This is a genomic window from Bradyrhizobium sp. BR 1433, from assembly GCF_051547665.1.
GTDB lineage: Bacteria > Pseudomonadota > Alphaproteobacteria > Rhizobiales > Xanthobacteraceae > Bradyrhizobium > Bradyrhizobium australafricanum.
In genome coordinates this window covers 1,763,584-1,784,398 of sequence record NZ_JBPUGG010000001.1, presented here as the reverse complement: position 1 = coordinate 1,784,398, position 20,815 = coordinate 1,763,584, and the positions used below count along the sequence as shown (strand labels likewise).

17 protein-coding genes and 1 riboswitch are annotated in these 20,815 nt (G+C 65.3%); of the genes, 7 read left to right on the top strand and 10 right to left on the bottom strand.

The window, feature by feature from the left end:
- Nucleotides 1-7: 7 nt before the first annotated feature.
- A complete protein-coding gene (gcvT, locus tag ACSKB9_RS09005; protein ID WP_438072635.1) occupies nucleotides 8-1,153 on the bottom strand; it encodes a glycine cleavage system aminomethyltransferase GcvT in 1,146 nt (381 codons plus the stop codon).
- A 141-nt stretch (nucleotides 1,154-1,294) separates the two neighbouring features.
- Nucleotides 1,295-1,383, bottom strand: a riboswitch (glycine riboswitch).
- Nucleotides 1,384-1,584: 201 nt separating this feature from the next.
- Here gcvT and alaS point away from each other — a divergent pair.
- Together alaS and ACSKB9_RS08995 are read left to right on the top strand one after the other, a co-directional pair.
- The gene (alaS, locus tag ACSKB9_RS09000; RefSeq protein ID WP_438072633.1) at nucleotides 1,585-4,272 is read left to right on the top strand and encodes an alanine--tRNA ligase; all 2,688 of its coding nucleotides are present in this window, start codon (nucleotides 1,585-1,587) and stop codon (nucleotides 4,270-4,272) included.
- Between the two features lie 11 nt (nucleotides 4,273-4,283).
- Nucleotides 4,284-5,534: a cyclic nucleotide-gated ion channel gene (locus ACSKB9_RS08995; protein ID WP_438080124.1), complete on the top strand. Its 1,251-nt coding sequence runs from the start codon at nucleotides 4,284-4,286 to the stop codon at nucleotides 5,532-5,534.
- 98 nt (nucleotides 5,535-5,632) lie between these two features.
- Here the strand turns inward: ACSKB9_RS08995 and ACSKB9_RS08990 are convergent, their stop codons facing one another.
- From ACSKB9_RS08990 to ACSKB9_RS08980, 3 genes are all read right to left on the bottom strand, one after another.
- Nucleotides 5,633-6,133 (bottom strand): DUF3455 domain-containing protein, encoded by a 501-nt coding sequence (locus ACSKB9_RS08990; RefSeq protein WP_438072631.1) that lies wholly within the window; start codon nucleotides 6,131-6,133, stop codon nucleotides 5,633-5,635.
- Nucleotides 6,134-6,169: 36 nt separating this feature from the next.
- Nucleotides 6,170-7,384 carry an NADP-dependent isocitrate dehydrogenase gene (locus ACSKB9_RS08985; protein ID WP_438072629.1) on the bottom strand — a complete coding sequence of 405 codons (1,215 nt, stop codon included), beginning with the start codon at nucleotides 7,382-7,384 and terminating at the stop codon, nucleotides 6,170-6,172.
- A 126-nt stretch (nucleotides 7,385-7,510) separates the two neighbouring features.
- Nucleotides 7,511-9,238 carry an alpha/beta hydrolase family protein gene (locus ACSKB9_RS08980; RefSeq protein WP_438072628.1) on the bottom strand — a complete coding sequence of 576 codons (1,728 nt, stop codon included), beginning with the start codon at nucleotides 9,236-9,238 and terminating at the stop codon, nucleotides 7,511-7,513.
- 314 nt (nucleotides 9,239-9,552) lie between these two features.
- Here ACSKB9_RS08980 and ACSKB9_RS08975 point away from each other — a divergent pair, with 314 nt between their 5' ends.
- Complete coding sequence (locus ACSKB9_RS08975; RefSeq protein ID WP_438072626.1) at nucleotides 9,553-10,752, top strand: TrmJ/YjtD family RNA methyltransferase; 1,200 nt, start codon at nucleotides 9,553-9,555, stop codon at nucleotides 10,750-10,752.
- 246 nt (nucleotides 10,753-10,998) lie between these two features.
- On the opposite strand, the gene ACSKB9_RS08970 is transcribed toward ACSKB9_RS08975, so the two are convergent.
- The 4 genes from ACSKB9_RS08970 to ACSKB9_RS08955 all read right to left on the bottom strand — a co-directional run bounded on the left by ACSKB9_RS08970 (nucleotide 10,999) and on the right by ACSKB9_RS08955 (nucleotide 14,597).
- Entirely contained in the window at nucleotides 10,999-11,844 is an 846-nt protein-coding gene (locus tag ACSKB9_RS08970; protein WP_438072624.1) for a class I SAM-dependent methyltransferase, read from the bottom strand.
- A gap of 190 nt (nucleotides 11,845-12,034) precedes the next feature.
- Nucleotides 12,035-12,271: a hypothetical protein gene (locus ACSKB9_RS08965; RefSeq protein ID WP_438072622.1), complete on the bottom strand. Its 237-nt coding sequence runs from the start codon at nucleotides 12,269-12,271 to the stop codon at nucleotides 12,035-12,037.
- A 180-nt stretch (nucleotides 12,272-12,451) separates the two neighbouring features.
- Nucleotides 12,452-13,144, bottom strand: a complete 693-nt coding sequence (locus tag ACSKB9_RS08960; protein WP_438072620.1) for a glutathione S-transferase C-terminal domain-containing protein — start codon at nucleotides 13,142-13,144, stop codon at nucleotides 12,452-12,454.
- A 214-nt stretch (nucleotides 13,145-13,358) separates the two neighbouring features.
- Nucleotides 13,359-14,597 (bottom strand): ABC transporter substrate-binding protein, encoded by a 1,239-nt coding sequence (locus tag ACSKB9_RS08955; protein WP_438072618.1) that lies wholly within the window; start codon nucleotides 14,595-14,597, stop codon nucleotides 13,359-13,361.
- 245 nt (nucleotides 14,598-14,842) lie between these two features.
- Here ACSKB9_RS08955 and ACSKB9_RS08950 point away from each other — a divergent pair, with 245 nt between their 5' ends.
- A complete protein-coding gene (locus tag ACSKB9_RS08950) occupies nucleotides 14,843-15,571 on the top strand; it encodes an SDR family oxidoreductase (RefSeq protein ID WP_438072616.1) in 729 nt (242 codons plus the stop codon).
- A gap of 16 nt (nucleotides 15,572-15,587) precedes the next feature.
- Here the strand turns inward: ACSKB9_RS08950 and ACSKB9_RS08945 are convergent, their stop codons facing one another.
- Nucleotides 15,588-16,805: a diguanylate cyclase domain-containing protein gene (locus tag ACSKB9_RS08945; protein ID WP_438072614.1), complete on the bottom strand. Its 1,218-nt coding sequence runs from the start codon at nucleotides 16,803-16,805 to the stop codon at nucleotides 15,588-15,590.
- A gap of 298 nt (nucleotides 16,806-17,103) precedes the next feature.
- Nucleotides 17,104-17,769 carry a TetR/AcrR family transcriptional regulator gene (locus ACSKB9_RS08940; RefSeq protein WP_438080123.1) on the bottom strand — a complete coding sequence of 222 codons (666 nt, stop codon included), beginning with the start codon at nucleotides 17,767-17,769 and terminating at the stop codon, nucleotides 17,104-17,106.
- Nucleotides 17,770-18,023: 254 nt separating this feature from the next.
- On the opposite strand from ACSKB9_RS08940, the gene ACSKB9_RS08935 reads away from it, so the two are divergent.
- From ACSKB9_RS08935 to ACSKB9_RS08925, 3 genes are all read left to right on the top strand, one after another.
- On the top strand, nucleotides 18,024-18,566 hold the full coding sequence (locus ACSKB9_RS08935; protein WP_038385944.1) for an OsmC family protein: 543 nt from the start codon (nucleotides 18,024-18,026) through the stop codon (nucleotides 18,564-18,566).
- Between the two features lie 36 nt (nucleotides 18,567-18,602).
- Nucleotides 18,603-19,778, top strand: coding sequence for an acyl-CoA dehydrogenase family protein (locus ACSKB9_RS08930; protein ID WP_438072612.1), 1,176 nt, complete (start codon nucleotides 18,603-18,605; stop codon nucleotides 19,776-19,778).
- Between the two features lie 125 nt (nucleotides 19,779-19,903).
- Complete coding sequence (locus tag ACSKB9_RS08925) at nucleotides 19,904-20,782, top strand: sulfurtransferase (protein WP_438072611.1); 879 nt, start codon at nucleotides 19,904-19,906, stop codon at nucleotides 20,780-20,782.
- Nucleotides 20,783-20,815 lie beyond the last annotated feature (33 nt).

The following is a 20,815-nucleotide window of genomic DNA, read 5'->3' as shown; positions in this document are numbered from 1 at the left end:
TTGGCGTTCAGCGTTTGTAGGTATTGGGGACGAAGGGCGTAGCGGCGACCTTCAGCGGCAGCCGCTGGCCGCGCACTTCGGCGAAAACGGTGGTGCCGACGGCGGAAAGGGCGGTGGGCAGGTAGCCCATCGCAACTGGCGCACTGAGACTCGGGCCGAAGCCGCCCGAGGTCACCTTGCCGATCTGCTCGGTCGAGCCGGCATCGGCGAACAGTGCGGCGCCTTCGCGCACCGGTGCGCGGCCGTCGGGCTTCAGGCCGACCCGCCGGCGCGCGGCGCCATCTGCGAATTGCGCGAGAATCTTGTCGGCGCCCGGGAAGCCGCCGGCGCGGGCGCCGCCGCTGCGGCGAACCTTCTGCACCGACCATTCCAGCGCGCCTTCGACCGGCGTCGTCGTGGTGTCGATGTCATGGCCATAGAGGCACAGCCCGGCTTCGAGCCGCAGGCTGTCGCGCGCGCCGAGCCCGATCGGCAACACGTCGGGATTGTCGAGCAGCGCGGTGACCAGGGCTTCCACCTTGTCTGCGGGCACGGAAATCTCAAAGCCGTCCTCGCCGGTATAGCCGGAGCGCGAGACGAAGCAGTCGACGTCGCCGACGCGGCGCGGACCGGCGTCCATGAATTTCATCGAACCGACATCTGCACAAAGTTTCGCCAGCACCGATTCGGCTTTCGGGCCCTGCAGCGCGATCAGCGCGCGGTCGGCCAGCGAGACGATCTCGCAGGCGTCGGAGAGATTCGCACGCAGATGCGCCTCGTCCTCGGCCTTGCAGGCGGCGTTGACCACCAGGAACAGGTGATCGCCGAAATTCGCCACCATCAGGTCGTCGAGCAGGCCACCGTCATTATTGGTGAATTGCGCGTAGCGCTGCCGTCCCGGTGCGATATCGACGATGTCCTGCGGCACCAGTTTTTCCAGCGCGAGCGCGGCATCCGCGACCTTGCCGGATTTGGCCTTCAGCACGAGCTGGCCCATGTGCGACACATCGAACAGGCCGGCTTCCTTGCGGGTGTGCAGGTGCTCCTTCAGCACGCCGGCCGCGTATTGCACCGGCATGTCATAGCCGGCGAACGGCACCATCTTGGCGCCGCGCGCGAGATGCAGCGCGTGCAGCGGGGTCTGTTTCAGCGGGGAGGTTTCGCGCGCAAGCATCACAGGGCCCTCGCGGTTCCCGCCGGGGACCTATTTCCCCTTGAGAAACCTGCAGAAAGCCCCATCTGTCGCTGTGCCTGAGAGTATTATCCCGTCGGCGGACGCATCGGGGCGAACCCCAGCGTCTCTTTCCAGATGTCAGACGTCACGCGGTCCTTTTGCCTGAGAGTTTCCGGGGCGGTTGCTCCTTCGGCGCCGGCGATAAGGCCGGTCTCTCCCGACGTGACTAGGTATAGGTAGGTAGAAAACACGGCGCCACCAAGACTGTCAACGCAGCTGCAGCAACTATCCAATGGGCTTTGTGCTGCCGCGGCAAGCCCATGATCCGCCTGCACAGTTTCTGGACACCGCAGCTGGCAATGTCTAAAAGCGTTCGGCCGGAAAATGACGCCTTTTTGCGGCTGGCCGGCCCCTTTTCCGATTGGATGAACATGAGCAGCGTCAACGACATCAGGTCGACATTTCTGAACTTCTTCAAGGAGAACGGGCACGAGATCGTGGCCTCGTCGCCGCTGGTTCCGCGCAACGACCCGACCTTGATGTTCACCAATGCCGGCATGGTGCAGTTCAAGAACGTCTTCACCGGCGTCGAGAAGCGCGGCTATCAGCGCGCCACGACGTCGCAGAAGTGCGTGCGCGCCGGCGGCAAGCATAACGACCTCGACAATGTCGGCTACACCGCGCGCCATCTCACCTTCTTCGAGATGCTCGGCAACTTCTCGTTCGGCGATTACTTCAAGGAGCGCGCGATCGAGCTCGCCTGGAATCTGATCACCAAGGATTTCGGGCTGAAGAAGGACAAGCTGCTGGTCACCGTCTACCACACCGACGACGAGGCGGCCGGCTACTGGAAGAAGATCGCGGGCTTCTCGGACGACCGCATCATCCGCATCCCGACCTCGGACAATTTCTGGGCGATGGGCGACACCGGCCCGTGCGGACCGTGCTCCGAGATCTTCATCGACCGCGGCGAGCACATCTGGGGCGGCCCTCCGGGCAGCCCGGATGAGGATGGCGATCGCTTCCTCGAATTCTGGAACCTGGTGTTCATGCAGTACGAGCAGGTGACGAAGGAGGAGCGCGTAGCGCTGCCGCGTCCCTCGATCGACACCGGCATGGGGCTCGAGCGCATGGCCTGCATCCTGCAGGGCGTTGAGAGCGTGTTCGAGACCGATCTGTTCCGCAATCTGATCGATGCCGCCGCGTCTACCCTCGGGCACGGTCCGAACGAGCAGAACGTCGGGTCGTATCGGGTGATCGCGGACCATCTGCGCTCGTCCGCGTTCCTGATCACCGACGGCGTGCTGCCGTCGAACGAGGGCCGCGGCTACGTGCTGCGCCGGATCATGCGCCGCGCGATGCGCCATGCACAGCTCTTGGGCGCGAGCGAGCCGCTGATGCATCGCCTGGTCTGGGCGCTGGTCCGCGAGATGGGCCAGGCCTATCCGGATCTGGTCCGTGCGGAGAAGCTGATCGAGGAGACGCTGCGGCTGGAGGAGACGCGCTTCCGCAAGACGCTGGCGCGCGGCCTGTCGATCCTCGACGAGAAGAGCGCCGGCCTCAAGAAGGGCGACATGTTCGACGGCGACACCGCGTTCACGCTGTACGACACCTATGGCTTCCCGCTCGATCTGACGCAGGACGCGCTGAAGTCGCGCGGCATCAGCGTCGACCAGGCGTCGTTCACCGACGCGATGGAGCGGCAGCGCGTGAAGGCGCGTGCCTCCTGGGCAGGTTCGGGCGAGGCGGCGAGCGAGGCGATCTGGTTCCCGCTGCGCGAGAAGCTCGGCGCGACCGAATTCCTCGGCTACGAAACCGAGAGCGCGGAAGGCGCGGTGACGGCGCTGATCAAGGACGGCGCCGAGGTCGAGAGCCTGAAGGCCGGCGAGAGCGGCGCGATCGTGCTGAACCAGACCCCGTTCTACGGCGAGTCCGGCGGCCAGGTCGGCGACACCGGCGTGCTGACCGGGGAGGGCGTCAAGTTCCGCGTCACCGACACGCAGAAGAAGGCCGGCGATCTGTTCGTGCATCTCGGCACGGTGGAGCAGGGCACGCTCGGCGTCGGCACCACATTGCAGCTCGAGGTCGATCACACCAGGCGCTCGTCGATCCGCGCCAACCATTCGGCGACGCATCTGCTGCACGAGGCGCTGCGCCAGGTGCTCGGCGATCACATCGCGCAGCGCGGCTCGCTGGTCACGCCGGACCGGCTGCGCTTCGACTTCGTGCATCCGAAGCAGATCACGCCGGAAGAGCTCGCCCGGATCGAGGACATCGCCAACGATGTCGTGCTGGAGAATGACGAGGTCACGACCCGGGTCATGGGCGTCGACGATGCTCGCGAGGCCGGCGCCCGCGCGCTGTTCGGCGAGAAATACGGCGACGAGGTTCGCGTCGTGTCGATGGGCAAGGGCGCCCGCGATCACGGCCAGAACGCGCTTGGCTGGTCGGTCGAGCTCTGCGGCGGCACCCATGTCCGCCGCACCGGTGACATCGGCATGATTTCCGTGACCAGCGAGGGCGCGGTCGCGTCCGGCGTGCGCCGTATCGAGGCGCTGACCGGGCACCATGCGCGCAAGCACGCCAACGACACCATCGCGCTGGCCAAGACCGCGGCGCTGGAGCTGCGCACCACGATCGACGACGTGCCGGCGCGCATCACAGCTCTGATGGAAGAGCGCAAGAAGCTCGAGCGCGATTTGTCCGACGCCCGCAAGAAGCTCGCGATGGGCGGCGGCGGTGCGTCGAACGGCGCCGCCTCAGCCGTTCGCGAGGTCGGCAATGTCAAGCTGCTGGCGCGCGCGGTCGAGGGCGTCGAGACCAAGGATCTCAAGAGTCTCGTCGACGACGGCAAGAAGCAGATCGGCTCGGGCGTGGTCGCGATCGTTGGCGTCACCGAGGACGGCAAGGCCGGCATCGTGGTCGGCGTCACTGCCGATCTGACCGCGCGGTTCAACGCGGTCGAGCTCGTGCGCAAGGGCTCCGAGGTGCTCGGCGGCAAGGGCGGCGGCGGCCGGCCCGACATGGCGCAGGCCGGCGGGCCCGACGGCGCCAAGGCCGACGCCGCGCTGTCGGCGATCGAACAGGCCATGACCCAACAGGCATCGGCCGGCGCCTGACGGAGAGGCTGATCGTGGCGACGGCTCCGCTCAAGCCCACGATCGGCGATCCCGGGCTGCGCGACCGTCTCTACGAGCTGCTCGAACGCGATGATCTGCCGCATTCGGGCGGCTTGCGCTTTGCCCGGGTCATCGTCGCCATCATCGCCGTCGATGTGCTGGCGGCGATCCTGGCCTCGGTGCCCGAGATCGACGCACAGCTCGGCTGGCTGTTGACGACCATCGAGATCGCGGCGGTCATCGCCTTCGCGCTGGAATATGTCGCGCGGCTCTGGAGCGTGGTCGGCCACTCGCTGCGCGACATGACGCCGGCGCGGGCGCGGCTGGAATACGCCTTCTCGGCGCTCGGCGTGATCGACCTGCTGGCCTTCCTGCCGTCGGCCGTCGCGCTTGCGATCGGCGACAAGACCGCGCTGGTGCTGTTCGGCATGCTGCCGTTCCTCAAGCTGGTGCGCTATTCGACCGCGATGCGCTCGCTGCTGGCGGCGCTACATGCCGAGCGGCGCACGCTGTTCGGCTGCGTGGTGATCCTGACCGGCGCCGTGCTGCTGTTTGCCTCGCTGCTCTATGCCATCGAGCACAGGGTGCAGCCGGACAAGTTCGGCACCATGCCGCAGGCGATGTGGTGGGCGATCGTGACGCTCGGCACCGTCGGTTACGGCGACGTCGTCCCGATTACGCCGCTCGGCCGGACCGTCACGGTGGTCGCGATCGTCGTCGGCTTCGCGATGATCGCGCTGCCGGTCGCGATCATCTCGACCGCGTTCGCCGACGAGGTCCGGCGCCGCGACTTCGTCGTGACCTGGGGCATGCTGGCGCGGGTGCCGCTGTTCTCACATCTCAACGCTGCCGATATTTCCGACATCATGCGCTTGCTGCGGTCGCAGACCATCGAGGCCGGCGAGGTGCTGGTGCGGCGCGGCGATGCGGCATCATCGATGTATTTCATCACCGCGGGCGAGGTCGAGATCGACCTGCCGAGCCAGCTTGTGCGGCTTTCCGACGGTGCGTTCTTCGGCGAGATCGCGCTGCTGCGGCGGACCAGCCGCTCCGGCACGGTGACGGCGACGCGCAAGACCAAGCTCCTGGTGCTCGATGCGCAGGATTTCCATGCCCTGATCGAGCGCATGCCGGCGCTCGCCGCGCATGTCCGGGAGACCGCGGAGGCGCGGCTTGCCGATCCGCTCGCGGCCGGCGGCGACCTGGCCGCCGCGGAGATCGCCCAGGCGCCGCGCGAGACCGACGGCGGCATCCGCGACTAGTCTAGAACCTCATTCCGATTGAATCGGAACGAGGCTCTCGAATTCTTCGTTTGGCGCGTTTTCTTCACGCGAACCGGTATCCACTTCGCTCGAAAACGCTAGTCCCGTCGCAGGAACACGTAATCCGCCGAGTAGGCCGCGCTCTTCAGCGCGCCTGATTTGTCGCAGGCGCCGCTGAGCTCGCCGCCCGAGGTGTTGATCCGCTGCACCGTTGCGACGCCGGAGAGCAGGCCGTTGCCGCGGTGGGCGATCACCTCGAGCTTCAGCCAGGCAATGTCGGAAGGCGTTGCGCCGGGTGCGCTGCCGGCGGTGCGGGCGGTCACGGCGCTGCCGTCGACATGCTCCCAGTTCGGACCCGCATAATGCCGGCCGACCGTGCGGCCGTCGGCGATCAGGGTCGCGACCGGTTCGCGGAACGACCAGGCGAGCCTGCCGTCGGTGACCGGCTTGCACTCATAGACCTGCACGCCCTCGGCATGGACCGACAGAACCGGGGACTCGCCGGGCGCCGCGACGGCGTCGGGCAGGGGATCGGCAGCGAATGCCGCCGACCCGGTTAGCGAGAACGATGCGAGCACGACGGCTCTGACAAGGGCCATGGTCATGCTCGCACCTGTCTTCCCAGGATGACGGCCTCAGGCCGCGATCGCCTTCACGAGGTTGTCGGACACCTTGTCGAGGAATCCGGTGGTCGAGAGCCAGCGCTGGTCGGCGCCGACCAGGAGCGCGAGGTCCTTGGTCATGTAGCCCTCTTCGACGGTCGCGACGCAGACCTTCTCCAGGGTGGTGGCGAACTTGGCCAGTGCCTCGTTGTTGTCGAGCTTGGCGCGATGGGCGAGGCCACGGGTCCAGGCGAAGATCGACGCGATCGAGTTGGTCGAGGTCTCCTTGCCCTTCTGGTGCTCGCGGTAGTGGCGGGTCACGGTGCCGTGGGCGGCCTCGGCTTCCACAGTCTTGCCGTCCGGGGTGAGCAGCACCGAGGTCATCAGGCCGAGCGAGCCGTAGCCCTGGGCCACGGTGTCGGACTGCACGTCGCCGTCATAGTTCTTGCAGGCCCAGACGTAGCCGCCGGACCATTTCAGCGCCGAGGCCACCATGTCGTCGATCAGGCGGTGCTCGTAGGTCAGGCCCTTGGCGTCGAATTCCTTCTTGAACTCGCGGTCGAACACCTCCTGGAAGATGTCCTTGAAGCGGCCGTCATAGACCTTCAGAATCGTGTTCTTGGTCGACAGATAGACCGGGTAGTTGCGCATCAGGCCGTAATTGAACGAGGCGCGGGCGAAATCGACGATCGAGTTGTCGAGATTGTACATCTCCATCGCGACGCCGGCGCCGGGCGCCTTGAAGACTTCCTTCTCGATCACGGTGCCGTCCTCGCCGACGAACTTCAGCGACAGCGTGCCCTTGCCGGGGAACTTGATGTCGGTGGCGCGGTACTGGTCGCCATAGGCATGGCGGCCGATGATGATCGGCTTGGTCCAACCGGGAACCAGGCGCGGCACGTTCTTGCAGATGATCGGCTCGCGGAAGATGCAGCCGCCGAGGATGTTGCGGATGGTGCCGTTCGGCGACTTCCACATCTGCTTCAGGCCGAACTCCTTCACCCGGGCCTCGTCGGGGGTGATGGTGGCGCATTTGACGCCGACGCCAACCTTCTTGATGGCTTCGGCGGCGTCGATGGTCACCTGGTCGTTGGTCTCATCGCGGTATTCCATGCCCAGATCGAAATAGAGCAGTTCGACATCCAGGAACGGGTTGATCAGCTTGTCCTTGATGTACTGCCAGATGATCCGGGTCATCTCGTCGCCATCGAGTTCGACGACGGGGTTGGATACCTTGATTTTTGCCATGACGGGGAGGCCCTCTTGGGAACGGCGCGCTTTTGACGGCGGGGGTGGAAAATACGCCTGCGCTATAGCACCGCCCGGGGGCGGGCGGAAGCGGAGGGGGTATGCACTTTAAGCCCATCTTTTCAGCTAAAACGCCGCCTGCGTCGCGGTCCCGGCCACGATGTACCAAGTCACGAACAGGCCGGCGATCAGCGCCCCCGGCAGGCTCGATCCGGTCCGCCGCCAGGTGAAGGTCGCGATCACGGCGACGATCGCGAGCAGGGGCACGAACTGGATCGCGACGATGGTCGAGAGCGGCACGAAACCGGGGTCCGGGACCGGGTTGAACAGCTTCCCCGTCAGCCACAGCGTGCCGTATTGCAGCACCAGCAACACGATGAAACCGAACGTCAGCGCCAGGATGTTGGTCAGGTACAGCGCCCCGCGCGGCGCATCCATGGTCGAGAAATTCCGGTGCAGCACGTGCAGCGCCACGACGAAAAACGCCGTGAACGGAATCAGATAGATCAGGAAGATGAGGAATTGCTTCGCGCTCATCAACTTGAGTGCGACGATCCAGAAGCGGAAGTCGATCTTGAAGGCGAGGTCGGCAAGCCACAGCGCGGCATAGCCGACCGCGACCGAAGCCAGCGCGATCACGACGGATTGACCGACGAGGCCGGTCCGGCTGGCGCGCCTCGGGGCGAACCGCATCAGGGCGAGCGTGATCAGGCCGTTGATGATGGCCCAGACCAGGATCTGGTTGGTGATGCCCTGCGGCAGGAACGCGCTTGGGGTGACGAAAGTGCCGCCCAGTGCAAAGGCCGGGTAATAGGTCAGCGCCGGGATGAAGGCGGACAGGATGAACGCCGCGGTCCAGCGCCGGCCGCTGGCAGCCGCATGCGGCGGCATGGTGCCGTCGGCAACTGCCGGCAGCCGCAGGCGGGAGAACATCGGCGCCTCCAGCAGCCCGTCGAACGTCCCGATGACCAGGGCAATGAAACCGACGAGGGCGATGAGCGTGCCGATCTCCTTGCGGAACCAGATCTGATCATCGACCGGCCGCGAGGTGCCGCCCTTCAATGTCTTGGCGAACCAGTCGAGGCTGTAGCCGATCGCTTCATGCGAGATGTGCTCGGCCGGATGGGTCATCGCCGGCGTGTACAGCACCCGCGCGGTACCGTTGGCCGGGTCGCCATAGACCTTGCCCGGCTCGACCGCGCCTTGCGTGCCGAACAGCGCCCAGAGCTTCGGGCTCTTGGTGACGTCGCGGGCGAGCTGGACGCTCCACATCAGGTCAGGGAATTCCTCGTACTGCGCGAACACCAGCGCGGTGTTGCGCGGCCAGTTCACCGTACCCTCGGCGGCGAACGGCTTGCCGGTGGACGAGCCCTCCAGCACCATCGACTTGTAGTCGTTGGGCTGAGCTGCGGCAGCCGCCAGCACGGTCCAGCCGCCCATCGAATGGCCCTCGAGTCCGATATTCTCCTTGTCGACGAATTGGAGGCTGCGGAGATAGGCAAGGCCGTCAGATCCGCCAAAACCGTTGGCGAAGGAGGGCGGGTCGCTATAGCCGTGGCCGGTCTGGTCGAGCGCGAGCACCACGTAGCCGCGGCGGGCGAACTCGATGGCGAAGCCGTCCTGGGTCTCGCGCGAATTGATATAGCCGTGGACCGCGAGGATGCCGGGCGCCGGGATCTGCGGCGTGGCATTCGGCGGGATGTAGAGCAGGGCGCTCATGGTATTGCCCTTGGCGCCCTTGAAGCGCACATCCTCGATCCGGATGCCGCCGGCGGTCTGCGTGAAGTGGGCGAGCAGGCCCCCCGCCACGATCAAGATCAGGCCCACAATCGCCAGCGTCCATCTGCCCCGCATCGTCGTTCCCCCCAAGGTGCCTCGCCGTTCAACCGGCGTCTCAAGCGTGCCTTTACAGCTTCGCTTTGGTTGTGGTTGATAGCCTATCCGAAGGCCAAGTGCGCGCAAGCGGCAGCCTTCGCTTCGTGCGATTGGGATTCCGATTGAGGATTCGCAAACGCCGCTAACCCTGTTATCTCCTTCTAGAAAATGGTCCCGCGCAAAACCGGTGCAAAGCTGGTCGGTGCGGTCTGGACCCCTGCATGAGATTTTGAATCAGCGTCCTCGGAAGCTGATTCAAAACCTTCAGACGTTGAATCAGAAAGTGAAGTGAGATGTCCGGCACCGACAAGACCAAGGCAGGGCACGACCTTGCCGGTCCCGTCGTCATCCTGGTCGAACCGCAGCTTGGCGAGAACATCGGCATGGCCGCGCGCGCGATGGGCAATTTCGCGCTGTCGAGGATGCGCATCGTCAACCCGCGCGACGGCTGGCCGAACATTGCCGCCCAGCGCGCGGCCGCCGGCGCCGACCACATCATCGGTTCCGTCGAGCTGTTCGACACCGTCGAGCAGGCGATCGCCGATCTCACGCTGGTGTTTGCGACCACCGCCCGGGCCCACGACCAGGCCAAGCCGGTGGTCGGGCCGGAAGGCGCGGCGAGTGAGATCGTCGGTCATGTCGCATCCGGCGGCGGCGCCGGCATTCTGTTCGGGCGCGAGCGTGCCGGCCTGACCAATGAGGAGGTCGCGCTCGCCAACCGCATCATCACCTTCCCGGTCAACCCAGGCTTCGCCTCGCTCAATCTGGCGCAGGCGGTGCTGTTGATGGGCTACGAGTGGTTCAAGCTGTCGACCACGGGCACGCTGCCGTTCGCGATGCCCGAGCGGTCCGAGCCGGCCTCCCAGCACCAGATGCAGGCGTTCTTCGACAACCTCGTTGCCGAGCTCGACAAGGTCGAGTTCCTGCGGCCGGCGGAGAAGCGCGACACCATGCTGGTGAACCTGCGCAACATCTTCACGAGGATGGATCCGACCAAGCAGGACATGCACACGCTGCACGGCGTGGTGATGGCGATCGCCGAGGGCCGCAAGGGCCCGGCCAAGGGCGGGGTGCTCGACGGCGCCCAGGCGACGCGCTTGCGGGCGCTGCTCGCCGAGCAGGGGCAGGGCGGCGCGACCGCCGACAGCAGCAGCACGGTGCGCGGCCTCGCCCGGCTGCTCCGCCGCAACCCGACCGACGCCGAACGGATCCTGTGGCAGGCGCTGACACGGGACCGCCGCTTCGCCGGCCAGTTCAAGCGCCAGACCCCGGTCGGCCGCCACATCCCCGACTTCGTCTCCTTCGTGCACCGGCTTGCAATCGAGCTGGTCAACCCGAACGAGAGCGAGGCCATCGGGGCCGACCGCGCCAAGCGCAGAGCCTGGCTCGAAGCGCGCGACTATCGGGTGGTCGACATGCGGGTTGCCGATGTCGAGCGCGACCTCGACGCCGAGCTCGCGCGGCTGGAGGCGGGGCTGCGGCAGGAGCGGTAGCTTACGCAATTGCTCTGTCCGCGGAGCAAGAACGGGATTCGAGTAAGCGACTCTTTCCACACGTCGTCCTGGCGAAAGCCAGGACCCATAACCACCGCATTGGATTGTGAAAGGGATCGTGGCCGCAACGTCGCGCAACAATTGAGATTTGGGGTAATGAGTCCTGGCCTTCGCCAGGACGACACCGTGTTGGTGCGCCGCAGATGGCACGATTTCTGCCGTCGCAATCCCGAAGGCAGCATCTCGCTAGGCTCGTGCCGACACGAGCCACAGACCCACATGCAGGTCGCGCCCATCCGCTCCGAGGCTTGCGGCGAGCGCGTTGCGTACCGCTTCCATGGCGCGACGCCGTTGATCGTCCGTGGCATTCTCGAGCAGCGCAGGCAGCGGGCCGGCCTCCGTGATGAAGGCCATGCTTTGCGTGAGGTCGCCGCCATCGATCGGCACGTCGGTGGCCTTCAGCGCAATCTCGTGAAACCCGGCCTCGGTCAGGATGCCGCGAACGCGATCCTCGCGCGCGAACGAAAACATCCCGGGCGCCAATGGATCGAGCGGCGGCTGTGGCGGCACGTGCGGTCGGGCCGCCTCGATGGGTACGCGAAACCACGGCGACTCCGGCATGGTGCGAAAACAGACGAACACCAGCCGCCCGCCCGCTTTCATGCCGCTACGGATGTTGGTGAAGGCCCTGACCGGGTCATCGAAGAACATCAGGCCAAAACGCGAATACACCAGATCCGCCCAGCGCGGTTCGAAGCCGTAGATCGTTGCGTCGGCCAGCGCACAGGTCACGTTGCCAAATCCCGCCTCGGCGACACGATGCCTGGCCAGATCCAGCATCGGGACCGAGATATCGACACCCACCACAGCACCCGACGGACCAACAACCGAGGCGAACGCCAACAGCGTGTCACCGGTGCCGCATCCGATATCGATGACCCGCTCACCCGGCCTTGCCGCCGCAGCACCCAGGCTGACGCTGGTGACCGACGTGAAGACTTCGCTGATCACGGCTTGCTGCGAAACCCATGAATGCCCCATGGTGCTGTTCCAGAACTCTGCTCCTCGGGGGTTTGGCGTGGGCGTCTGCATTTGATGAAATCTCCTGGTGCTGAAAACGGAATGTCGTCTGAAACAAACTGGACAAAATTCCGGATCGAAGGCGAGGCTGAAATGTCCGTACCGGGCATTTAGCGAATTGCGGCCGACGTGCTTTGCATCTCGGCTCTAGGCCATCAGGACGTCTTCGCGCGATCCGCATCTGATGGATGCTGGACGGCGCTCAGGTGGTGGATTCATTGCCGCCGCCCTTCGGCTTGGAAATCGGAGGGATGCAGCTACCGAAGCGTGGATCGAGCGGATCGTAGCGCGACCTCATTCTCGCAAAAATATAGAGCGCCGCCAGTGCGAAGGAGCCGAGCAACAGCAAGCCCCAAGCAGGTGGCGGACCTGCAATCAAAAGCAGAACTGCTCCAACGAGTACTAACGGGAAAATGCCCGAAGACAGTTTTGAAGCCATGACCGGCTCCGCAGTTAGCGCAAGGACGGGATACTACCCCCGAAATCGATCTATTGGCGAGAGGCCGGCTGCGACACGCCAGCGCAGATATTTCCACCTGCGCCGTGGACGGAGCAACGGCCTGTTCGCTCACCGCCGCGGACGTCACTATTGCGAGTTAGAGGTTGAGTTGGTTTCGGCTCACGTACTCACTGCTGCGTGGATGGCGCGGCAATGTTGTACCAGGGCATCGTGCGAGACCACGAATTGCTTCAACGGCGTCTCGATGTCGTAGAAGTAGATGTTGGCCACGAAGCCATAGATGCCGGCGTCGATGGTCGTCGGTCTGTCGCCATGCACATAGCCTTGGCTCGGGATCAGGCTCGCCAGTGCGGCGAGATCGGCGAGGCCGCGGGCCATCGCGGCGTCGGGCTCGAAGCGGCCGATGCCCTGGTAGTAATAGCGCTGGGCGTTGAACTCCTTGGCCTTCATCAAGCCGTCGTCGGTGAGGGCCGGATGCTCGCGCTTGAGCGCATCGCGGAATTGGGACCAGTAGCGCGCGTCCTGCCAGCGCGAATAGGACATCACCCAGTAGAGATCGTCGAGCGTCCGCGTGACGAGGAGGTTGGTCGTGCGCTGCGCCGGCGTCAGCGCGGCATCCAGCGTCACGCCATATTTTCCGGTGACATAGGCGAGGATGGTCTCGCTGTCGCCGACAGTGTCGTCGCCGTCGACGACATAGGGCAATTGCTTGCGCGGCGCCTTCGATGCATCGAAAATATGTTCGTGCCGGAACGGCACGCCGGCGAGCTTCAGAAAAGCGAATACCTTCAGACCATAGCCATTGTTGTCGGCGACGCCGAACAACGGCGGATACGAATAGAGCGTGAGCATGATGGCTCGCCACGTTCGAGGTCGCCACAGGCTACCTCAGAATCCGTCGGTTGGATACGTCAGGCAGGCAAGCCCGCCTGTCGCGTCGCAGCGCCTGAAACGATTGCCTACAATCCGTAGTTGATGTCTTATTGTCGTCCTTGTCCCGGGGCGGGCGCGCGTTTCGACGAAGCCTACGGGCGCATTTTGCGCCGGCGGTGCACGCCCCGGACGATCACGCCTTCGAGATCCCGCCGTCGATCACCGGCCCCATCGGCTCGTAGCGCTCGCCGCTGAAGCGCACCAGTTGCAACTGCTCGAGCGGACAATAGTCTGATGGCGAGGTGTTGATCCGGATGCCGGGCAGCAGCATGTCGGATTCGAAATCCTTCAGGTTGGCGGCCTGCTTGATGATGCTTTCGGACGAGACGTCGTCGCCGCACTGCTTGAGCACCTGGACCAGGATCTGGCTGGTGAGATAGCCGGTAACGGCGTAGATGTCGTTCTTGGCCGCCGCCGGATCGTATTTGTCGAGGAAGGCGCGCCATTTCTGGATGGCGGGATCGTTGTCCCAGGCGGCGTCGACAGGATCCTTCAGGTAGGCGCTCGAAATGATCCCCTTGGAGACGTCGAAGCCCGCGGCCTTCAGCGTCGAGCCGGCGGAGGAGGCGTTGTTGCCGATGTAATGCGCCGGCTGCCAGCCGAGCTCGGCGATCTTCTTGATGCCTTGGGCGGCGAATTTCGGCGTGGTCATGCTCATGAAGACGTTGGCGCCGGCGGATTTGCAGCGGACCACCTGGCTGTCGATGGTCGGGTCGGCGGTCTCATAGGACAGCTCCGCGACGATTGCGGACGTCTTGCCGCCAAGTCCGTCCTTGAAGCCCTTCAGCACGTCGCGGCCGAAATCGTCGTTCTGGTAGACGATGCCGATTTTGGGATCGTTCTGTGTCGACAGCACATGCTGCGCGAAGGCGCGGCCCTCGATCTGGTAGCAGGGCTGGAACCCCATGGTGTAGGGGAAATTCTTGTAGTCGCCGAACTTGGTCGCGCCCGAGGCGATGAAGAGGTGCGGGACCTTCTTCTGGTTCATGTACTTCATGATTGCCGCATTGGTCGGCGCGCCGAGCGGCGCGAACAGCACGTCGATCTCGTCGCCTTCGACCAGCTTGCGCGCCTGCTCGACGGTCTTGGCCGGGCTGTAGGCATCGTCATAGGTGATGTACTTGATCATGCGGCCGTTGATGCCGCCTTGCTCGTTGATCATCTTGAAATAGCCGCCGGGGGTGCGGCCGATCGACGAATAGACCGCGGCCGGTCCCGAATAGGCGTCGATGTTGCCGATGACGATCTCGGTCTTGCCCTCCGTCTTGCCTCTGGCGATCGCGGGCCTGCCGAGCAGCAGCGCGGCTGACGTGGCCGCGGCGCCCTTGATGAGGTGACGGCGCGATAGCCGGGGCGAACGGTTCCTTGTCATTGTAGTCCTCCGCTTCTTCTTGTTGGCCGTTTTGGCATTATTGGCCGTTTGGCAGCCTCTGACGGGCATGTCGGCGCGCAGCATTCCACAGCGGTGCTTTGGGACTTGTGTGCAGTCGCTACCATCTGAAATTTTCGCACGATGTCAGCCGCGGAGGCCGCGTTCCCCCATCCTCGGTTACCGACATGCCGTCCGGGATTGCTATACTGCGGCGACTGTCGTGGTGATCTCAGCAGGGTGGACCGATGGCGAAAGTGTTGGAAGGCAAGGTGGCGGCCGTGACCGGGGCGGCGTCGGGGATTGGACTGGCGAGCAGCGCGGCGATGCTGGCCGCGGGGGCGCGCGTGGTGATGGTCGACCGCGATGCCGTCGCGCTGCAAGCGCTCGCCCGCAAGCACGGCGATGCGGTGGTCCCGCTGGTGATCGACCTGCTCGATCCCGCGCAGTGTGCAACCTTGCTGCCCAAGGTGCTCGAGAAGACCGGCCAGCTCGACATCCTGCACGCCAATGCCGGCATTTATGTCGGCGGCGATCTCGTCGATGCGGATACGATTGCGATCGACCGGATGCTGAACCTCAACGTCAACGTCGTGATGAAGAACGTGCACGACGTGCTGCCGCACATGATCACGCGCGGCACCGGCGACATCATCGTCACAAGCTCGCTCGCCGCGCATTTCCCGACGCCGTGGGAGCCGGTCTATGCGTCGTCGAAATGGGCGGTCAACTGCTTCGTGCAGACGGTGCGGCGCCAGGTGTTCAAGCACGGCATCCGCGTCGGCTCGATCTCGCCCGGGCCCGTGATCAGCGCGCTGCTGGCGGACTGGCCGCCCGAGAAGCTTGCGGAGGCCAAGGCGGCCGGAAGCCTGCTGGAGGCCAGCGAAGTCGCCGAGGTCGTGATGTTCATGCTGACCCGGCCGCGCGGCATGACCATCCGCGACGTCGTGATGCTGCCGACGAATTTCGACCTGTAACGGCGAGCGCCGCGCCTCAGGCGGCGCTGCGATCGGTGGCGGGCGCCGGGCTGTGCTGCGTGAGGCGGCGCAGTGCGGCGACATTGGTCGCGACGGAAGCCATCCGGCACCGCGCCTTGCCTTCGGATTTCGCCTCGTACAGCGCGGCGTCGGCGGACGCCAGCAGCTGTTCGGCCTCGGTGCCGTGCTCAGGCGACACCGCGATGCCGACGCTGACGCCGACCTCGGCCGAGATGCCGCCCGCGAGCTGATAGGGCATCGTGACGGTCTGGATGATGCGCTGGCCGGCCGTGAGCGCCTGTTCCGCCGTGACGCCGCTGACCAGCACCACGAACTCGTCGCCGCCGAGCCGTGCGATTACCGCGGTTTCGGGCAGCGCACGCCGCAGCCGCTCCGCGGTCAGCATCAGCACCTGATCGCCGGCGGCGTGGCCATAGGTGTCGTTGACCGGCTTGAAATTGTCGAGGTCGAAGAACAGCAGCGCAAAGGGCCCGCCATTCCCGGCGGGGGCCGCCAGCTTTGCGTTCAGCGCCGCGACGAAGCCGGCGCGATTGCGCAGGCCGGTCAGGGTGTCGTGATGAGCAAGATGGCCGTTCTCGCGCTCGGCGCGCATGGTGGCGATCAGCATCTTGTTGAGGCGGAAGGCCGCCACCGTCATCGCCGTGAGATACAGCGGCACCTGCATGACGACGATGAAGAGCAGCGGCTCGCCGGCAAGGGCCGCGCCCGGAACGATCGGGCCGAGGCTGAGCAGGATCATGGTGCCGGCAAGGCGCGGGGCGCTGAAATTTCGGAAGCAGATGCCGCCGACCATCGCCGCCGCCGATAGCGAAGCCAGCAGCGCAACCACCCAATCGCCGCTTGCGAGGCTGATCAGGATGCCGAAGCCGACGCTGGCGCTCCAGGCGACTGCAAGCACGAGATGCAAATCGGTCGGGGTCGGCCGCTGCTCGCGCGCGGCGCGATGCGCAACCACGAGCACGACGAGGCGCGAGAGGCAGATGACGAGTTCGAGGACGACCCAGGTGATGAACAGCGCGGTCGGCTCGCAGATCGCGATCACGGCTGCGACTGCGACGGTATTGACCGCGCCAGCCGCAAACACCGGCAGCGAGCCGTAGAGATCCCCGATCAGCGCCGCGCGGATGTCGTCAGGTACGCCCGGTCCGGCGTAGGCGAGCCAGCGCATCACGCCCCAGCGCGGCTGGCTGTATCGTCCTTTTTCGGACTGCATTGTTCTTGCCTCGTACTTTCACCGCGCAACTGACCCGGCCGGACCTAACAGGCGTTTAAGGCCGGCGCCGATCGCGCGGCGTGATTGACGGCAAGTAAACCCGGCGGGCGATCGCGCCGCAGAAATACCGACGCCGGAGGTCGCGACGATCGGTTCGGCCGGCGGCGAGAAGGATGAAGTCTGCGCCAATGCCGGCCTTGCCAGGGTGGCGGACGCGCTGAAACAGCGCGGACGCCGCGTCGGCAGACAATCACATGTGAAAAGGGCAGGACTGCCGCGGATTGCGGCGGCCGTTGCGTTACATGGCGAGGAGCTGTTGTTCGGCCGCGCCGCCGGCGCGCTTCGGCTTCTTCGCCTTGGCCGGCGCGAACAGATTGCTGGCGGCAAGGCCCGCGGTGTCGGCGACAGCCGGATCGCACGACACCATGGCCGCGACGATGGCGCCGTCGATCAGCAGCGCGAGCTGGTGCGCCAGCACGGCCGGCTCGGCCGCGCCCATCTCGCCTGCGAGCTTCTCGATATGCGCCAGCACCACCTTCTTGTGCTTCAGCGCGATGTTGCGGAACTGCTTGGCGTCCTTGTCGTGCTCGGCGACCGCGTTGATGAAGGGGCAGCCGTAGAAGCGCTCCTCGGCGAACCAGGTCTTCAGGGCAGGGAAAATCCGCGACAGCTTGGTCTGCGGATCGCCGCCGCCGGCCTCGATCGCGCCGATGAACCATTCGCGCCACTGGCGGCCTTCGCTCTCCAGCACCGCATGCACGAGGTTGGTCTTCGAGCCGAACAGCTTGTAGAGCGTGGTCTTCGCGGTGCCGGCCTCGTCGATGATCGCATCGATGCCGGTGGCGTTGATGCCGTTCTTGCAGAACAGATGCGTCGCGGCACTGAGCAGGCGCCCGCGCGCCGATTCATCGTCGCCGGCGGTGAACGCCGCGGCAGGTTTTTTCTTCGCAAGCGATTTGGCCATGCGCGGCAGTAAATCGGAGCGCGGCAGAATCATCAAGTCGCATCTTCATGCCCTATCGATGCGCTGAAAATCATCGCGGTCGCGCGGCATTTGCTTGGCGATTGAGCAGGCCGGCGCTGATCAATCCGCAGGCAGGTCCACCTAAGCGCCTGCGGGATTTCGCCTTTTGATTTGCGGCGGGACTGGCACGCTTCGTGCAGGAAACAGACCGTTCGGTATCCTGACCAATTCCATCGCTCCCAGGGAGAAAACTGATGACCGCTGTCGCCCAGAAAACCGCACTGACCGGCTGCCTCGCGCCGATCGACAGAGGCGGGCTCGAGCAGCTCATTGCCAATGGCAAGGCGAACCCGAAGGTGATCAAGACGCTGAAGTGCAAGACGGTCGCCGAAGGCAAGTTCCGCCACGCCAACTACATCCGCAACCTCGCGCCCTACATCGTCGACGAGCCGCCGGGCCTGCTCGGCGACGACACCGCGCCCAATCCCTCCGAGGCCTCGCTCGCCGCGCTTGGCTCCTGCCTCGCGGTCGGCCTGCACGCCAACGCCGTGCATCGCGGCTGGATCGTCAACAAGCTCGAGCTCGAGCTCGAGGGCGATCTCAACATCACCGCGGTGTGGGGCACCGGCGACGTCAGCGAGAAGCCGGTCGGCTTCACCGACGTCCGCGTCAAGGTCGACATGGAGTGCGAGGGCGTCTCGCAGGCCGAGATCGACGCGCTGGTCGCGCATGTGAAGAAGTGGTCGCCGGTCGCCAACACCTTCACCCGTCCCGTCAATCTCGAGGTCAGCGCGTAAACGCCCGACCGGCAATTCAAGGTGCGGAGATCATCCATGGGTTCACTGGCTTTGTCGCGGGTCGCAGCTCAAGATCCCGCACCGACCATTGCGGACGAGGTTGCCCGCCTTGCCCGTCAGGAGCTGGCGCCGATCGCAGCCGCGGTCGATGCCGGCTCGGTCTATCCCGGCGAATTCCTGCGCCGGCTCGGCAAGGTCGGCGCCTGGAGCAGCCATGTGCCGCAGGAAGGTCCTGCCGACCTGCGCTGGGCCATCCAGTCGATGGCTGCGCTCGGCGAGGTCTGCGGCGCCACCGCCTTCATGGCGTGGTGCCAGAACACGCTGGTCTGGTACGTCGCCAATTCCACCAACATGAAGCTCGCCGCGCGCTTCGGTGACTGCTTCGCCCGCGGGCGCGCGCTCGGCGGCACCGGGCTCTCCAACCCGATGAAGAGCTTCTTCGGCATCGAGCGGCTGAAGCTGAAGGGCCGCAAGGTCGATGGCGGCTACATCGTCCGCGGTGCGCTGCCCTGGGTGTCGAACCTCGGGCCCGGCCATTACTTCGGCACGATCTTCGAGCGCGAGGACGAGGGCACCAAAGGCGAGCCGGGCGGCATCGCAAGCGGCGAGCCGGGCAGCATCGCAAGCGGCGAGCTGGGCAGCACCGTGATGTTCCTCGCCGACTGCTCCGATCCCGCGATCACGCTGACGCCCTGCAAGCCGTTCCTGGCGATGGACGGCACCGGTACCTATGGCGTCCAGTTTCGCGACGTGTTCGTGCCGGACGAACTGATCCTGGCCGAGCCGGCTGCGCCGTTCGTCAAGAAAATCCGCGCCGGCTTCATCCTGTTGCAGGCCGGCATGGGTCTTGGGCTGATGAAGGATTGCATCAACATCATGGACGAGGTCCATGCGCCGCTCGGACACGTCAACCGCTATCTGCCGCAACAGCCGCTGCAATTCCGCGAGCTCCATGCCGAGTTCGAGACGGAGGCGATGGCGCTGGCAAGCGACCCCTACAATGCCGATGACAGCTACTGGCGCCGCGTCGTCGCACTGCGACTGCGGATCGGCGATGCCAGCGTCGCATTCGCACATGCCGCGATGCTCCATTGCGGCGCGCGCGGTTACCTGATGAGCCACCGCGCCCAGCGCCGGCTGCGTGAGGCCTATTTCGTCGCCATCGTCACGCCCGCCACCAAGCAGCTGCGCAAGATGCTGGCGGACGGCTGAAGCATGATCCGGAAAAGTGGAAACCGGTTTTCCCTCGCGACAAACGCGGAACGCGTTTGCGCGGAGATCATGCTCAAACAAGTTCGGGACCACCACAACTGCAACCACAGACAGGAGAGGCTGCCATGACGGACGTTCTGATCACCGCCGGCGAACTTGCCGAGCTCGTCAAGAAAGACCCGTGTGTCATCATCGACACGCGAAATCCGGATGCCTATGCGGCCGGCCATTTGCCCGGTGCCGTCAATGTGCATGACATCTTCACCTTCCTCGCGACCTCGACGCCGGAAGGCATCCACGAGCTGAAGACCAAGTTCGCTGATGCGTTCGGCGCCGCCGGTCTCTCCGGCAAGGAGACCGCGGTGATCTACGAGCAGTCGATGAATTCCGGCTTCGGTCAGTCCTGCCGCGGCTACTACCTGCTGACGATGCTGGGCTATCCCAAGATCAAGGTGCTGCATGGCGGCTTCGATGCCTGGAAAGAGGCCGACCTGCCGGTGACCACCGACGTTGCGGTGCCGGCGAAGGCCGCCTTTGCGATCGTACCGGAGGCCGGCGATATCATGATCGACGCCAAGGCGATGCTGGCGGCAGTCGGCAAGCCCGGCGTTGCGATCCTCGATGTGCGCGACGTCGACGAGTGGATCGGCGAAAGCTCCTCGCCCTACGGCAAGGATTTCTGCCCGCGCAAGGGCCGCATTCCCGGCGCGGTGTGGCTCGAATGGTACCGCATGATGAAGCCGACCGCCGAGGGCCCGCGCTTCAAGTCGAAGGATGAGATCCTGGCGGAATGCGCCACCGTCGGCATCTCGCAGACCACGCCGGTCTATCTCTACTGCTTCAAGGGCGCGCGCGCCTCGAACACCTTCCTGGCGCTGAAGAACGCCGGCGTGAAGGACGTGCGGATGTACTTCGGCTCCTGGAACGAGTGGTCGCGCGACCCGTCGCTGCCGATCGATGAGGGCTTGCCGACCGCGCCCGTCGTCACCGGCAAGGCGGCATAGAACCTGCATGCTTGTTGGTGTCCGGCGGCGCAA

Excerpts from the sequence above, each read along its gene's own strand:
- gcvT (WP_438072635.1), bottom strand. The coding sequence starts at position 1,153 with ATGCTTGCGCGCGAAACCTCCCCGCTGAAACAGACCCCGCTGCACGCG.
- ACSKB9_RS08960 (WP_438072620.1), bottom strand. The coding sequence starts at position 13,144 with ATGCTCACGCTCTATTCGTATCCGCCGTTGTTCGGCGTCGCCGACAAC.
- ACSKB9_RS08955 (WP_438072618.1), bottom strand. The coding sequence starts at position 14,597 with ATGACAAGGAACCGTTCGCCCCGGCTATCGCGCCGTCACCTCATCAAG.
- ACSKB9_RS08950 (WP_438072616.1), top strand. The coding sequence starts at position 14,843 with ATGGCGAAAGTGTTGGAAGGCAAGGTGGCGGCCGTGACCGGGGCGGCG.
- ACSKB9_RS08965 (WP_438072622.1), bottom strand. The coding sequence starts at position 12,271 with ATGGCTTCAAAACTGTCTTCGGGCATTTTCCCGTTAGTACTCGTTGGA.
- ACSKB9_RS08975 (WP_438072626.1), top strand. The coding sequence starts at position 9,553 with ATGTCCGGCACCGACAAGACCAAGGCAGGGCACGACCTTGCCGGTCCC.
- ACSKB9_RS08925 (WP_438072611.1), top strand. The coding sequence starts at position 19,904 with ATGACGGACGTTCTGATCACCGCCGGCGAACTTGCCGAGCTCGTCAAG.
- ACSKB9_RS08940 (WP_438080123.1), bottom strand. The coding sequence starts at position 17,769 with ATGGCCAAATCGCTTGCGAAGAAAAAACCTGCCGCGGCGTTCACCGCC.
- ACSKB9_RS08930 (WP_438072612.1), top strand. The coding sequence starts at position 18,603 with ATGGGTTCACTGGCTTTGTCGCGGGTCGCAGCTCAAGATCCCGCACCG.
- ACSKB9_RS08935 (WP_038385944.1), top strand. The coding sequence starts at position 18,024 with ATGACCGCTGTCGCCCAGAAAACCGCACTGACCGGCTGCCTCGCGCCG.
- ACSKB9_RS08990 (WP_438072631.1), bottom strand. The coding sequence starts at position 6,133 with ATGGCCCTTGTCAGAGCCGTCGTGCTCGCATCGTTCTCGCTAACCGGG.
- alaS (WP_438072633.1), top strand. The coding sequence starts at position 1,585 with ATGAGCAGCGTCAACGACATCAGGTCGACATTTCTGAACTTCTTCAAG.
- ACSKB9_RS08970 (WP_438072624.1), bottom strand. The coding sequence starts at position 11,844 with ATGCAGACGCCCACGCCAAACCCCCGAGGAGCAGAGTTCTGGAACAGC.
- ACSKB9_RS08945 (WP_438072614.1), bottom strand. The coding sequence starts at position 16,805 with ATGCAGTCCGAAAAAGGACGATACAGCCAGCCGCGCTGGGGCGTGATG.
- ACSKB9_RS08985 (WP_438072629.1), bottom strand. The coding sequence starts at position 7,384 with ATGGCAAAAATCAAGGTATCCAACCCCGTCGTCGAACTCGATGGCGAC.
- ACSKB9_RS08980 (WP_438072628.1), bottom strand. The coding sequence starts at position 9,238 with ATGCGGGGCAGATGGACGCTGGCGATTGTGGGCCTGATCTTGATCGTG.